Here is a 13,253-nt window from a genome sequence, read left to right on the forward strand (position 1 = left end):
ACGAACTAATCACCGCATTTTTGAGGAATTTCAGACTTTATCCTCATAATCGTAAAAAATAAACCATTTTTTGAACACAAAATCGTCACAATTTGGCGTTATTATATATTCATACCAAACAAACAACCCTAACAAAACACTTTTTCATTTTTTAACTCCTTTTGCCCGCTCTCCCCCAAAGAGCGGGTTTCTTTTTGTTGTTCATAGATAACACTGATAAACTCCTCAATAACGCTAACTTAAAAATACTCCAAAGAAAAAAATTGATGTTCATTTTTCGAAAGAACGTTTCATAAAATAGCAGTAAACTATTCCTATAAGATGAAGGGGGTATTTACTCACATGAAAACAAAGGTTGAACAATTTCGAGATGCACATAAGAATGATAAGCCACTGATTTTGCTAAATATTTGGAATGTAGAAAGTGCAAAGGCATTAAGCGAGGTAGGAATCAAGTTGCTTCCGACGGGTAGCTACGCAATATCGGATTTTTATGGTTATCAAGATGGCGAAAATATTCCATTAACTGAGCTTTTAAGTTATGTGAGCAAAATGGATACAAAAAATAATTTTGTTACAGTAGATATCGAATCTGGATATGGAACTAGTCCAACTGATTTGAATTCTACGATTGAGCAAGTTGTTGCAAGTGGAGCAATCGGCATCAATATTGAAGATAAAATAGCAAATACAACGTCTCTATTTTCTGTAAAAACCCAGAAAGATCGGTTATTACCGATCAAAAACAAACTTATTGAGATGAATAAAGATCTATTCATCAATGTTCGAACAGATATGTATTTTGTAGGTGATATCATTCAAAACAATCAGGATGAACAGCTGCTGAAACAAACGATCGAACGGATCAACAGCTATGAAAAAACTGGAATTGATGGTATTTTTATACCAGGTTTAAAAAATAAAGAACATATCAAAAGAATCGTACAAGAAACAAGGCTACCGATCAATTTAATGCTGGATATTCAAGCAGATAGGTTAGAAGATTATCTTGATTTAGGCATTTCAAGAATCAGTTATGGTCCATCACTTTATTTTCTTTATAATGAGCAATCAAAGGATAGTTTAGTTGATTTTTATAGATCACTGTTAAAAGAGTTTATTCCTTATGAAGAACAAGGAAAAATCGAGTTGTTTAGACAAGGATAGAAAGGAGACGCCAAAATGATCAGCGAAAAGGAACAAAAACGCTACTATAAAGCCTTATTAGCGAAGGACTCCACATACGATGGGATTTTCTTTGTCGGGATCAAAACGACGGGTATTTTTTGCCATGCGACCTGTCCAGCCAGAAAACCGAAATATGAAAACTGTACCTTCTATGAAACGGCAGAAGAAGCATTGCTTTCGGGATTCCGTCCGTGCAAACGTTGTAAACCACTGTCCTTTCCAAGAGAGATTCCGCCGTTAGTGCAGAAAATGGTCGAGCTGGTCGAGGAAAATCCGGAAAAACGCTGGAAAGATCAAGACTTTGCCGATTTGGGGATTCATTCAATGACGGCTAGAAGGCAATTTAAAAAGGTTTACGGTATGACGTTTGTTCAATATGCACGTTCAAGAAGGATGGGGATCGCATTGAAATCGATCAAAGAAGGGGAAAAAACAATCGATACACAACTAGATATGGGGTATGATTCGCCGAGTGGCTTTTATGATGCATTTTCAAAAATCATGGGCAGCAATCCCAAAAAATCAAAAGAAATCAAAAGCTTATCTGCAGATTGGATCGATACGATTTTAGGACCAATGATGAGCATTGCAGATGATGACTATTTATATTTATTGGAATTTGTTGACCGTCGCGGTCTAGAAAGAGAAATTGAGCGGCTACGGAATCGAATGAATGCATCGATCGTTCCTGGAAAAACGAAAATCAATGAGCAGATCAAGGAAGAATTAGCGCTCTATTTCGATAAGCAGCTGGATGAATTTAAGACACCGTATTTATGCATAGGTTCTGATTTTCAAAAGAGTGTTTGGCAAGCTTTGACCGCAATCGAGCGTGGTAAAACGTCATCGTATAAAGAGCTGGCTAACGCCATCGGCAATCCAAACGGCATGCGTGCGGTAGGAAATGCGAATGGTGCGAATCAACTGGCGATCATCATTCCTTGCCATCGAGTGATCCAGACAGATGGCAGCTTAGGCGGCTATGGCGGCGGGATCGAACGAAAAAAATGGTTGTTAAAGCATGAAAAAGAATATAGTGACTAAAAAAAGAGTATTGCTCACTGAAAAAAAGTGAAGCAGTACTCTTTTTTTATTACCAACCGCCGGAAAATCCTCCTCCGCCAGATGAACCGCCACCACCAGAAGAACCTGAACCTCCGCTGCTACTGTCGGAAGAGCCTCCGGAACTGCTGCTTCGATAGCTGGAAATGGTAAAGCTTTGCAGTGTATGATAGTTTGAGAAGCCTAATCCAGGAGATTTTCCTAAAAATAGACAAGCATCTAAATCTTTTATGGCTTTAGGGTAGTAGCTCGATTCGATTTTTTTGAAATCACGCTCCCCCTTTTTAAAAGCTGAAGGCAATTCCTTCTCAAACCCATCTGCATTTTTCATGAAATTCTCTGCACTAGTATCTTGATCTTTCAATAAGTGATAGGAAATCAATAAAATCAGTAACCGTTCTTTTTGCTTCGTATAGCCAGTCTTTGAAATACGCTGTTGTACATAAGTTTGAACGATCGCTCTTGTTTCCTTAAAAGCAATGCGTGCTTGAACGATTTTTTGTAACGTAGTCAAGTAATCTTCATTTGATCGTTTTAATTGCTCAAGTAATGCTGTCTGAGCTTGCGGCAGCTTTTGAGGATCGGTAAGAAAATCACCTAAGTTTTGATAAAACGCGTCATAATAAGGCTCACTGATCGTTAAACAGCACTCATAATAGGTCAGATGATTCGCTGTCGTTAAGTGATGCGTTTTATAGTTGCCGATTTCTATTGCATAATCGATAACGGTACTTTTAAAATAGATTCGTACTAAATAACGCTGCAAGGGTTTATATTTTCCGAAATAGGCAAATAATAGGGCGTTAAAAGAAGCTTCTTCCTTTATTAACGCCAGCAGTGATTTTTCAATCAATGACGCTTTGCCGATATGATTCACTTTTGTATGACGGATCGGATCAAACAGCCTTTTTTTGGTTAGGCGCGTATATAAAGCACTTCGTAAAAAAGCAAAGCCAATGATGCTTCCAATGGCGAGCACCACTAAAAAGACGAAATGATCCATAATAAAACCGAGAACGATCTCAAAATAATAAACAAAATTCTTTTTAGGCGCTATAGCTTGGTAGGTATAAGAATCATCATTTTTAGTCTGATCAAGCTCTGCAACTTCTTTTTTCGATGCATCATAATTGCCATAACGACTGTTGATCGTACCGATGATGTTCGTGCTGATAATACTTAGCCCTTGATTATAGTCTTCCTCGCGAAATAATTGCTCTACACTGGCAGGGACGATCGCACGCTTCATACTATCCGTAATGACATCTTCTACGCCATAACCGACCTCCAAGCGGTATTTCCGATCCTGTACAGCGATCACAAATAAAAAGCCATTATCCAGCTCCTTGTCACCGATGCCTAATTTTTGAAATGTTTTATTCGCATAAGATTCGATCGTTTCATTTCGCGGCAGCTTTTGAATCGTTTGTAAAACGAATTGCGGACTGCCAGGCAGCTGCTTAAATGTTTCCTCATTCGCTCGGATGATCTGTTCTTTGGTTTGCTGACTCAATAGGTTTGCCTGATCATCCACAAAAAAGCTTTCCGCAGAAGAAACAGCTGGCTGCCAGAAGAAGAAAAGAGCAAGACCTGTGAAAATCAGGAGTCTTTTTAAGATAACGTTTGATCTGATTGTGTGTGTGTTGTTCATAGGATTTCCTCGTGTGTTTGATGATAGAATAATGTTCGTTACATAAAGAGTAACATAAAATATCCGGAAATTTTTGGATTAAATGAAAAAAGAGACAAAACATTAAAAAAATGATTTTGTCTACACAAGTTCTTTAAGCTTTTGATTGGTCCAATAGTTTACTTTAGTTCATTCAATTTTTGTTTGTATGAATCTGTATAGAGACAGAATAGAGTGAAGGAGAATATCATTGAAATTATAGCTAAAAGTATAAAAATCAATCGTAGTGCGAAATTTGTTTGAATAGTTGAAATATAAAAGGGTGCCATTATCTTTTTTGTCTCCATATTTTGTTTAACGACTACAAAAACTACAAAAATCATTGAAATAGTAGTAAATAATTTTCCAAGTTTAAAAGAAAGTATTTCCTTATTGAACGCGCTCTTTATTACAGTGAAATATTCAGTTCCATCGACTATCTTTTTTGAGAAAATAGTAAAGTGTCCTTTCATGATAGTAAACATTATGATATCAAAAAATAGAACAATTATCATAAAGATTGAGAACAAACCAAAATAAGGATCGAGGTACATACAAATACCAGATAAAATAGTGAATAACCACCATTTATTTTTAAGTTTTTTTACCATGAATTATAGCCTCCATTGAAATTAAAACTAATAGTTCTTGAATCATTTTAATTAATTTTTCCAACCTTCTTTCTCTAAAGATACTATCAGAGCTTTTTCGGAATATTGTTTGGGGAACTTAAATTTTGCATAGGATATGATTAAGAATTTTACTACTACGAATGATATAAAGTATGCAACAGCTGTAAATAATATGAATAGGGTGAATGATCCCTCCAAAAGACTACCAATTCCAACTCCAGCTAAAGTTCCTGTCAGAATAATACCTTGACTTTTGGTCATCACTTTATTTGTCTCATAGCCTTCTTTTACTTTTTTTTCCATTTCGATGACTTTATAATACTTTCTATGTGTCTTTCCGGTCTCAATCATATAGATGTACCATACCAGAGAAGTAAGCATGAATACGATAGGAAGAGCTAGCAAAATATCAAATACTAAAGCTTGATGCGTTTCTGAAATACGACTTGATAAAAAATTACCATATTCAAAGATGAGTATGACATAGGCTAGTTCTAAAAAGCCCCAACTAGTTAAAAAATAGATAATTGGATCATATAATTTAACCTTTATGATTAATAGTGAGCATAGAATGACCATATTTATCACTAGAAAGAATGCACCGATACTCTGGAACAATATTGTCTTTGGTAGGTGAATGCCATCATATTCAAGAGCATCGATGTATAGATACATAATCGGAAAGCAAGCAACAGCTATAAAGCTAATTCCTCTTGTAGCTTTGACGCCAGCGAATTCTAATCGATATTTTATCGGTGCGATAAAAAAATAGAAATCTTCAGATGTTTTTTTCATAAAATCCTCCTTAGGAAATTTCGTTGAAAAGTGCCAAACTATTGTGTTGTTTTTATATTCAAAATTAATTAAATAGTCTCTTAAATTTACTTTACCTATTAATACAACCAAAAAGCATAGGAGTGGGATGTATGATTCGTTGATAAATATACAATAAAACTCAATTTTTGCTGTACGTAATTAAGTTTAACATAAAGAGCGAATAATTATTTATGTATGGAAGAAAAGAGTAAAAAAATACTACGAAATAGTGATTTTTTACTCTATTAATAGTTACGTATTAAATTTTTTCTTTGTGTCTTAATTCGTCAATTTGTTTCTTTATCTTTGGTAGTGTCTGTGAGAAGTCGTTATGAAATGAAGAAAAAATTTGTGAACAAGCATAATAATCACTTGCGATCTTTTTCTTATTGACTGGTCGCTGTTTGTCGCTAAAAAAGTCATTTAGTAGATTGAGTGCATTTTGCCAAGAGTTGAGTTGTTCTAACATGTCAAATAGAGAATAGATTTCTTGATGATTTATCATCTTGATAGGTTGATTATTTTTTGATACTAGTCTTTGATTGTCCATAGTTTTCCTCCTTTTTAACGAATGATGCTCGTTCGAGCACCACTTCTTTTTTTATTATACTATATGATGTTCTTACGAGCAACAAAAATTGGAGGAATTATTCATGGAAAGAAAGGTAGAAATACGTTTAAAAGAGTTAGTGAAGGAAAGAGGTATCTCATTGAGAGAGCTAGCACGATTATCAGATATTGAACCGTCAATTGTTAATAAACTAGCCAATAATAAAAGAGAAAAAGTCTACCTAGCACATATTGAAAGAATTGCAGAGGCATTGGGTATTAGTGATATATCTGAGATAATTCGGTTGGAGGAAAAATAAGTTATTTGGTGTCTAAATAAAAAACCAGATTCTTTTTCTATGTAAAGAATCTAGTTTTTTAATTTATTGCAATATTTTAAGTAATGAAATACTAAATTATGGATTGTTCTTCTTTATATTCTTTAGACTTAGAACCATACCATAACTTATTGGTTACGTTAAACTTAAGTCTAAATTTTTCTGAAAATGTGTTTAAAAAGTAAATTCTTGTCATCATTTCAAACATCCAAGAGAAAGCATAGATACTCAAAATAGAAAACAAAATAGGAAGTGCAGGAATAAGGGATAGTATAATTTTCCCCTCTAGATTTTGTTTAGGGATTTGATCGGTTCCAGTATTTAAAAATATATTTACTATTGCTGAACCGATGAAAAGAACAAGTAGAATAGATTGTATCAACTTTTGTTTCTCAATCATAAAAGTAGTAAACTGATCCATTTGTTGATCAGTATAAATTAGGTTCTCAATTTTTTTAATAGATTTTATTATGCTGTAAATAAAACAAGCGATAACAACTAGTATATTAACAACTCTCATATAAGGACTCACTGTTAAAAGTTGTAGATCAATAATTAGCAGTAAATAAAATAAAATACTGAGTTGTAATAACCAAACGTTGGATTTATATGCTAATTTAATGTTATCTTTTCTTCTATACTTTCCACCTAAAAAAATCATGCAAAAAAGATAATATATAGAAAATAGCATTACAACCCATTTTATAGACTGGATAAATTGATATTCATTATTTATTCCTGAAAATTCAGGATTTCCTACTAAAAAAAAACCAAACCAATAAATTACCTGTATGCATCCAGCAAAAAAAATACCAGCTGATAAACGTTTACCCAAGGACATATTTTCGGCTTTTACATAACCTTCTTCAGCCATTTTTTCTGAGACAATGTTTTCTATCTGTTCAAATTGAATCTTTTTTTTCAATAGTATTCCTCCTTCCTCGTTCTTTCGTTACCAAGCGAACGATTTACAAACGCCATTCCATGCATTAGAGACATTATTTTTCATATTATCAATACCATTACCAATAGATTTTCCTGTATCATTTATCAATTTTCCAGCTTTATCAGTGAGCTTTTGTGCACCGTCGGCTAGCTTATCAATTCCTCCGTTTACAGTTTTCTTTAAATCAGTGTACATATTTGGCCAAATTATCTGGGCAACTTGATTAGCTCCACCAATGATTAAACCACCTACAGCGCCGACTCCAGTACCAAAAAAGGGAACTACTGACCCTAGTTGTGCTCCCAAAGCAGCTCCTTCAATCATACCTACATCGGAAGCCATATCTATAGCAGTTCCTGCAGCTGTTTTTAGGGTTCCTCGCACAACTTTTCCATCTCTAAAATCTTTTTTATTTGCATTAAAGTTATTGATACCTTTAATTCCAGCATCAACAACTAGAATAGCAATACTAGCTTTACCAAGAGCACCTTTAACTTTATCGAACCACTTAGCGTCCTTCATTCTGTTAACTAAAGCTTTTACTACGTTACCATTAGCTAAATCAGAAAGCATACCTAAATCCTTCATGACATTTTTAATTGCGTCAGTAAATACTTTTGTTTCAGAAATGATATCAGCTAAATATTTATTATTTTTAAGACCTTGCAAAAATTTATCAGATGAGGAGAGGGGGCATGTTAATTATAATGCATAAAAGAGTTACTCTTAATAATTACTTTAGAGCAACTCTTTTATGCATTTAAACCATCGGTATATAAACATCTATTAGAACTTCATTATATAGATCGATATAAACGCAGTACATTTCAGAACCTAATTTCCTAGCATAAGTCTCTTGAGCATACATCGCTATTTTTTCTCTTACAGTAGTTAGGTTGGGCTCTAAATCTGCTTGTCTCATTTCAATTGAATCATCAATTTTTAATAGTTCAATAGTTTCATAAGGAAAGTTTTCTGGGATTTCAGAAATAGGCATATAAAATTCAATATTTCTAACAGGATTATTTTTATCGTCTTCAGAAATTTTATAAAATAAAGGTCCATTACGGTAAACATTTTCTTCATATTCAATACTTCTTAATTTGTCGAATCCTTGATGTAAGTCATTTTCATTTAAACTCAAATTTAGTTTTACTAAGTTTGGCATAATCAGCGGAATTTTTTCAAATTTCATTTGTCTCCTCCACGTGAAAATTTATTTTTAATTTTTTTAAAAAAAGACTCATACGATTTTTCGTCTTTAAATAATCTAGTTGCTTTCAAATAAACCTCTAGATATATTTTATCATCAACAATTCGTATCATATTATAAAATTGCGATTGGATTTCCATGTTATTTACTGAAACATATTCAATTAGTTCTCCAACCATTTCTTTGCTTTTTTCATCTGCTTCGCTATCTGATAAAATATTTGCTCTAGTCATGATCATATTATCTATCAAAAAATAAGTTTGAAAATCTAAATCTTCATCAAAAAAATCTGGCAAATGATCTTCTTCAATTGGGATACTATATATCGCAAGTATAGGTTCTGTACCTATATCACTTTGGATTGAATAGAATAAAGGCCCGTTTGGAGTAAGTTTTTTATCATCAATTATTTTGAAAAAATTTTCAACGATGCTACCAGTTTCAGAACTATCAAATTCATAGTACTTTGAAGCAACATTCTTAAATGATATTTTTTGTCCTTCTGCAATGAATGTCATTCAAATGATCCTCCTTCAATAGGTATATATACATCAATAACTTTTTCGCCCATGACTTCAGTAATTACAAAATATGTTTTGCTTGAAAGGATAAATTTGTAATTCTTTTTTGCATAATCTCTAAGATCTTTGTCTGCTGTAAAGTATTTTTCTTCATTATCAGCTCGTCGCATAATTAATGCATCTTCAACAACTAGTCGCTCTAAAGTCTGTAGCTTTCCATCCTGATCATTCTCAAATTTAACAGGGAGGTTTAGAGACATATAAAATTCGTATTGGTAGTAATTAGGTTCATTTTTTTGTGGTTCTATTGAGCAAATATCAGGACTAGTACAATAAAACATATCTTTGAAGTCGAAATGCTTTGAGAACTCTAATAAAGTTTTCATGTCTTTTCTTTCTTTTATTGTAGTAGCTTTTACAATGTTGAAGCTGACTAAAGGCCCTCGAAATATCTTCATAGTTGTTTTGTCTCCTTCTTTTTTTCAGAATATTCATTTGGAAATTTCAATTTCATATAAGAAATTATTATTGGTACAGGAAGGAAGAATGAACAAATGATTGAACCTAAGATAAACAGTAAATTCATTATACCTCCTTTAAAAATTTCGGAATGAGAGTTAAATAATGCAAAAATAAATATGATTGGAAAGAGTATAGGTACTATCCTTTCGTATTGCTTACTGTTTTTTTTATATTTTTGTGCATTTTTATAATCCTCATTTGTTTTCCCAGTTTTTATCATATAAATATGAAATAGAAAACCACAGATAGTAGAAACTATGGGGATTAGCAACAATTGATTAATAAGTATTGTTTTTTTAGATTCAATAATATTTAAATTTATTGTATTAAAAATTTCCATCTCATTATGTGCATTAAAAAACTCTACATAAAATATAATGATAAATAGAAATGAAAGTTCTAGAAAAAAGAGACCAGTAACTAAATAAACCAATGCATCATATATAGTTACTTTAAACAAAAGTAATGTAATCAAACTTAGGAAACTTACGAAAGCTAAAAAAAGATAGACAAGCATCAGTGGTCCAGTTATAGGTAGTACAGTAGCATCTTGGCTAGTAAAGTATACAGGTAAAACAATTATTTGACCTAAAGCTAGCCATAAACAGAACCTTACAGCTTTTAGATTAGAGGCTGAGGAATTCATTGGTAATGAGAAGTAATAGAAATCTTTTGAAGTTAATTTTTGTTTATCACTCATGTATTGTTGTCTCCTTAAAATTACCCAAAGTGTTGTATAGTTAGTAATAGTTTTTCTAAACTCAATATTTATTTGAACCATGGTCGATCAACTAACGTTAATTCTAACACAAAGAACTAATAAAATTCGTGATATAGGAAAAGAGAAAAAAATTACTATGAAATAGTAATTTTTTTCTCTTTGAATAGTTACGTATTAAATTTTTTCTTTCTGCCTTAATTCGTTAATTCGTTAATTTGTTTCTGTATCTTTGGGAGTGTTTGTGAGAAGTCGTTATGAAACGAAGAGAAGATTTGTGAACAAGCATAAATCACTTGAAATCTTTTTCTTATTGACTCGTCGCTGTTTGTCACTAAAAAAATCATTTAGCAGATTTAGTACATTTTGCCAAGAGTTGAGTTGATCCAACATGTCTAATAGAGAATAGATTTCTTGGTGATTTATCATCTTGATAGGTTGAATATTTTTTGATACTAGTTTTTGATTTTCCATAGTTTTCCCCTTTTTTAGAGGAATTATTTATGGAAAGAAAGGTAGAAATACGTTTAAAAGAGTTAGTGAAGGAGAGAGGCATCTCATTAAGAGAGCTAGCACGATTATCAGATATTGAACCATCGATTGCTAACAAACCGGCAAATAATAAAAGAGAGAAAGTCTACCTAGCACATATTGAAAGAATTGCGGAAGCGTTGGATATTAGTGATATATCTGAGATAATTCGGTTGAAATGAAAAACTGTGCAAATATCGTATTTTTGATATTTGCACAGTTTTTATTATATCTTTCGAGAAAGAGCATTGTTATATTTTTTTCTGTTGTATTTACCATTAAATATAATAATTAGATATATTTTTCCAGAGTTCTTCAACTATATTAAAGAATGTTTTTGAAATGAACACCTATTTCATAGGAATATAAACATCAACAAGTAATTCATTATAGATATCATAGTTCAAACAATACATTTCCTCAGATACTCCTTTGCCGTATCTATCTAGAGCAAAGGCTTCAATTTTTTTTCGTGCTTCCTCTAAGTTATCTTCTAAATCAGCTTGCCGTAAAACGATAGCATTTTTTAATTCAAGAAGTTTAGTTGTTTTATAAGGAAAGTTATCAGGTATATCAGATAGAAACATATAAAATTCAACTTTTCTTGTTTTTTGATCTTTATCTGATTCTGATAGCATAAAAGCAAGTGCTGATTGACTATAAACTTCTTCTTGAAATTCTATACTGCGCATTTTCTCGAATCCATCATCAAAATTTTCTTTAGCTAAATCCATTGTGTAATGTACCACGTTAGGCATCAGTAAGTTTGTTTTTTCTAAACGCATAATCATACTCCCTTCAGGAACTGTTTCTTCACTTTTTTAAAAAAAGATTTCATTTTTCGCTCACTTTGAAATATGCGAGTAGCTCCTAGATAAATTTCTAAGTATAATTGTTCGTTAACAATTTTAAACATAGTATGGAAGGGAGCAGTAAGTTCCATTTTATTTTCACTAGTATATTCAATTAATTCAGCATACTTTTTTATAGCAAGCTCTTGTGCTTGTCCTTTATTTTCCACTAGTATCCTAGTCATTAACATATTCTCAACTAAAAAATAGGTTTGGAACATTAAATCTTCATCATTTATATTTGCTAATTGATTTTCTTCAATTGGAATACTGTACATTGCAGAAATCGGTTCAGCACCGAATTCACTCATCACTGAATAAAAAATAGGACCATTTGGTGTTAAGCCTTTTTCATCTATTAAAGTCATAAAATCTTCTGTTATCTTTTCAGATTCAATACTCTCAAACTGATAATATTTAGATACTACATTTTTAAAAGCAATTTTTTTTCCTTCTACGATCAATTTAAGGTCCCTCCTTCAATTGGGATGTAAAGATCAATAACTTTTTCCCCTAAGTTATCAGTAATGACAAAGTATGTTTTTACTGATAACTTTAAGTTGAAATGTTCCTCTGCATAAAGTCTTAGTTGTAAATCATAATCAAAATATTTTTCTTCGTTATCTGCTATTCTAGTAATCAATGCATTTTCAACGACATATTTATCAAATGTTCTTAAACCCTCTAAGCCTTCAGGAACTTTGGGTGGAAGGTTTAAAGATAGAAAGAACTCGTATTCTACGTATTCGGGTTCTCCTTCTAAGTGCATAATAGATAAGACATCGGGGCCAATTTGATAAAAGTCATCTTGAAAATCAAAATGTTGAGAAAACTGTAGCATTGTATTTATTTCGTATTTTGGCTGAATATGTTGTGGGCTTATAACATTCAATAAAATTAATGGTCCCTGAAAAACTTTCATTTTTTTAAGTTCCTTTCTTTTTTATGCGATATTTTTAAGTTTTTTTCTAAATAGAGTTCTGGAAATTTAAATTTTAGATAAGAAATAATTAAAAATCTAGGTACCATCCATGACATAAGACATGCACACCCAAGAAAAACTAAAAATAATGTGAAAGATGTTTCTATCATGCCACCTAAACCAACTCCTATAAGTGAGGCATATAAAATAAATTTTTTACTTTTTACTTCCTCAAAATTTGTATCAGATTCATTTTTAAATTTTTGTTCTAATAAAATAACTTTCGGATACTTTTTATGTGTTTTCCCAGTATGGATTATTCTAATATATCTTCCAAGTGATATAAAAATAAATATAATGGGTATGACTAATAAAATATTAAAAATCAAAGCTTGCCATTCTATAGAAATATACTTTCTAAGAAAAGATAAATACTCCATTAGAATTAAAAAATAAGCAATTTCTAGAAAAGCTAAGCTAGTTAATAACCAGACCATTGAATCATACATTTTATGTTTACGAAATAAAAAAGAAAATACTGATAAAGAAACAACGGTAAGAAAGAAAAAAATGATACATTTAAAAATTGGAGTATTAGGAAGATAGATACCGTCAAGTTCAAAATTTTTAATTATTAAGTACATAATAGGATAACAAGCAATAGCTGTAAGAATTATAGTCCTAGCAGTTTTAATATTTAAAAAATCCAGTCTATATTTCATTGGTATAATAAAAAAGTAAAAGTCATCTGCGTTTTTCTTCAAAATATTTCTCC

At 31.7% G+C, this 13,253-nt stretch carries 17 protein-coding genes; 4 read left to right on the forward strand and 13 right to left on the reverse strand.

Translation table 11 applies throughout. The features are described 5' to 3' along the window. Positions 1-342: 342 nt before the first annotated feature. On the forward strand, positions 343-1,167 hold the full coding sequence (locus H3T55_RS15790; RefSeq protein ID WP_225535093.1) for an isocitrate lyase/PEP mutase family protein: 825 nt from the start codon (positions 343-345) through the stop codon (positions 1,165-1,167). Between the two features lie 15 nt (positions 1,168-1,182). After that, complete coding sequence (locus H3T55_RS15795) at positions 1,183-2,232, forward strand: bifunctional transcriptional activator/DNA repair enzyme AdaA (RefSeq protein WP_225535094.1); 1,050 nt, start codon at positions 1,183-1,185, stop codon at positions 2,230-2,232. A gap of 49 nt (positions 2,233-2,281) precedes the next feature. On the opposite strand, the gene H3T55_RS15800 is transcribed toward H3T55_RS15795, so the two are convergent. The 3 genes from H3T55_RS15800 to H3T55_RS15810 all read right to left on the reverse strand — a co-directional run bounded on the left by H3T55_RS15800 (position 2,282) and on the right by H3T55_RS15810 (position 5,917). Further along, complete coding sequence (locus tag H3T55_RS15800; RefSeq protein ID WP_225535095.1) at positions 2,282-3,901, reverse strand: TPM domain-containing protein; 1,620 nt, start codon at positions 3,899-3,901, stop codon at positions 2,282-2,284. A gap of 680 nt (positions 3,902-4,581) precedes the next feature. After that, the gene (locus H3T55_RS15805) at positions 4,582-5,346 is read right to left on the reverse strand and encodes a hypothetical protein (protein ID WP_225535096.1); all 765 of its coding nucleotides are present in this window, start codon (positions 5,344-5,346) and stop codon (positions 4,582-4,584) included. Between the two features lie 280 nt (positions 5,347-5,626). Next, positions 5,627-5,917 carry a hypothetical protein gene (locus H3T55_RS15810; protein ID WP_225535097.1) on the reverse strand — a complete coding sequence of 97 codons (291 nt, stop codon included), beginning with the start codon at positions 5,915-5,917 and terminating at the stop codon, positions 5,627-5,629. A gap of 103 nt (positions 5,918-6,020) precedes the next feature. Between H3T55_RS15810 and H3T55_RS15815 the strand changes: the two genes are divergently transcribed. Next, positions 6,021-6,236 carry a helix-turn-helix domain-containing protein gene (locus H3T55_RS15815; protein WP_225535098.1) on the forward strand — a complete coding sequence of 72 codons (216 nt, stop codon included), beginning with the start codon at positions 6,021-6,023 and terminating at the stop codon, positions 6,234-6,236. A 91-nt stretch (positions 6,237-6,327) separates the two neighbouring features. Here the strand turns inward: H3T55_RS15815 and H3T55_RS15820 are convergent, their stop codons facing one another. The 6 genes from H3T55_RS15820 to H3T55_RS15845 all read right to left on the reverse strand — a co-directional run bounded on the left by H3T55_RS15820 (position 6,328) and on the right by H3T55_RS15845 (position 10,156). After that, positions 6,328-7,179, reverse strand: coding sequence for a hypothetical protein (locus tag H3T55_RS15820; protein ID WP_225535099.1), 852 nt, complete (start codon positions 7,177-7,179; stop codon positions 6,328-6,330). A gap of 27 nt (positions 7,180-7,206) precedes the next feature. Continuing rightward, positions 7,207-7,869, reverse strand: a complete 663-nt coding sequence (locus H3T55_RS15825) for a hypothetical protein (protein ID WP_225535100.1) — start codon at positions 7,867-7,869, stop codon at positions 7,207-7,209. Between the two features lie 91 nt (positions 7,870-7,960). Beyond that, on the reverse strand, positions 7,961-8,395 hold the full coding sequence (locus H3T55_RS15830; protein ID WP_225535101.1) for a hypothetical protein: 435 nt from the start codon (positions 8,393-8,395) through the stop codon (positions 7,961-7,963). Next, on the reverse strand, positions 8,392-8,931 hold the full coding sequence (locus tag H3T55_RS15835) for a DUF5085 family protein (protein ID WP_225535102.1): 540 nt from the start codon (positions 8,929-8,931) through the stop codon (positions 8,392-8,394). The genes H3T55_RS15830 and H3T55_RS15835 overlap by 4 nt, the downstream gene beginning before the upstream one ends. Next, entirely contained in the window at positions 8,928-9,392 is a 465-nt protein-coding gene (locus tag H3T55_RS15840; protein WP_225535103.1) for a hypothetical protein, read from the reverse strand. The genes H3T55_RS15835 and H3T55_RS15840 overlap by 4 nt, the downstream gene beginning before the upstream one ends. Then, positions 9,389-10,156, reverse strand: a complete 768-nt coding sequence (locus H3T55_RS15845; protein ID WP_225535104.1) for a hypothetical protein — start codon at positions 10,154-10,156, stop codon at positions 9,389-9,391. Before H3T55_RS15845 ends, H3T55_RS15840 begins: the two co-directional genes overlap by 4 nt. Before the next feature lie 521 nt (positions 10,157-10,677). On the opposite strand from H3T55_RS15845, the gene H3T55_RS15850 reads away from it, so the two are divergent. Next, positions 10,678-10,887 carry a helix-turn-helix domain-containing protein gene (locus H3T55_RS15850; protein ID WP_225535105.1) on the forward strand — a complete coding sequence of 70 codons (210 nt, stop codon included), beginning with the start codon at positions 10,678-10,680 and terminating at the stop codon, positions 10,885-10,887. 168 nt (positions 10,888-11,055) lie between these two features. Here H3T55_RS15850 and H3T55_RS15855 read toward each other — a convergent pair whose 3' ends face one another. The 4 genes from H3T55_RS15855 to H3T55_RS15870 are packed head-to-tail and all read right to left on the reverse strand — an operon-like array spanning position 11,056 to position 13,242. Continuing rightward, entirely contained in the window at positions 11,056-11,490 is a 435-nt protein-coding gene (locus tag H3T55_RS15855; RefSeq protein ID WP_225535106.1) for a hypothetical protein, read from the reverse strand. A gap of 2 nt (positions 11,491-11,492) precedes the next feature. Further along, complete coding sequence (locus tag H3T55_RS15860) at positions 11,493-12,020, reverse strand: DUF5085 family protein (protein WP_225535107.1); 528 nt, start codon at positions 12,018-12,020, stop codon at positions 11,493-11,495. After that, positions 12,017-12,478 carry a hypothetical protein gene (locus tag H3T55_RS15865; protein WP_225535108.1) on the reverse strand — a complete coding sequence of 154 codons (462 nt, stop codon included), beginning with the start codon at positions 12,476-12,478 and terminating at the stop codon, positions 12,017-12,019. The genes H3T55_RS15860 and H3T55_RS15865 overlap by 4 nt, the downstream gene beginning before the upstream one ends. After that, positions 12,475-13,242 carry a hypothetical protein gene (locus H3T55_RS15870; protein ID WP_225535109.1) on the reverse strand — a complete coding sequence of 256 codons (768 nt, stop codon included), beginning with the start codon at positions 13,240-13,242 and terminating at the stop codon, positions 12,475-12,477. The genes H3T55_RS15865 and H3T55_RS15870 overlap by 4 nt, the downstream gene beginning before the upstream one ends. Positions 13,243-13,253 lie beyond the last annotated feature (11 nt).

The organism is Enterococcus sp. S22(2020) (assembly GCF_020295385.1).
GTDB lineage: Bacteria > Bacillota > Bacilli > Lactobacillales > Enterococcaceae > Enterococcus_L > Enterococcus_L dunnyi.

Bases quoted from the DNA above. Each gene is read 5' to 3' on its own strand.
- H3T55_RS15835 (WP_225535102.1), bottom strand. From the start codon at position 8,931: ATGACATTCATTGCAGAAGGACAAAAAATATCATTTAAGAATGTTGCT.
- H3T55_RS15790 (WP_225535093.1), top strand. From the start codon at position 343: ATGAAAACAAAGGTTGAACAATTTCGAGATGCACATAAGAATGATAAG.
- H3T55_RS15865 (WP_225535108.1), bottom strand. From the start codon at position 12,478: ATGAAAGTTTTTCAGGGACCATTAATTTTATTGAATGTTATAAGCCCA.
- H3T55_RS15845 (WP_225535104.1), bottom strand. From the start codon at position 10,156: ATGAGTGATAAACAAAAATTAACTTCAAAAGATTTCTATTACTTCTCA.
- H3T55_RS15805 (WP_225535096.1), bottom strand. From the start codon at position 5,346: ATGAAAAAAACATCTGAAGATTTCTATTTTTTTATCGCACCGATAAAA.
- H3T55_RS15830 (WP_225535101.1), bottom strand. From the start codon at position 8,395: ATGAAATTTGAAAAAATTCCGCTGATTATGCCAAACTTAGTAAAACTA.
- H3T55_RS15795 (WP_225535094.1), top strand. From the start codon at position 1,183: ATGATCAGCGAAAAGGAACAAAAACGCTACTATAAAGCCTTATTAGCG.
- H3T55_RS15855 (WP_225535106.1), bottom strand. From the start codon at position 11,490: ATGCGTTTAGAAAAAACAAACTTACTGATGCCTAACGTGGTACATTAC.
- H3T55_RS15810 (WP_225535097.1), bottom strand. From the start codon at position 5,917: ATGGACAATCAAAGACTAGTATCAAAAAATAATCAACCTATCAAGATG.
- H3T55_RS15800 (WP_225535095.1), bottom strand. From the start codon at position 3,901: ATGAACAACACACACACAATCAGATCAAACGTTATCTTAAAAAGACTC.
- H3T55_RS15815 (WP_225535098.1), top strand. From the start codon at position 6,021: ATGGAAAGAAAGGTAGAAATACGTTTAAAAGAGTTAGTGAAGGAAAGA.
- H3T55_RS15840 (WP_225535103.1), bottom strand. From the start codon at position 9,392: ATGAAGATATTTCGAGGGCCTTTAGTCAGCTTCAACATTGTAAAAGCT.
- H3T55_RS15850 (WP_225535105.1), top strand. From the start codon at position 10,678: ATGGAAAGAAAGGTAGAAATACGTTTAAAAGAGTTAGTGAAGGAGAGA.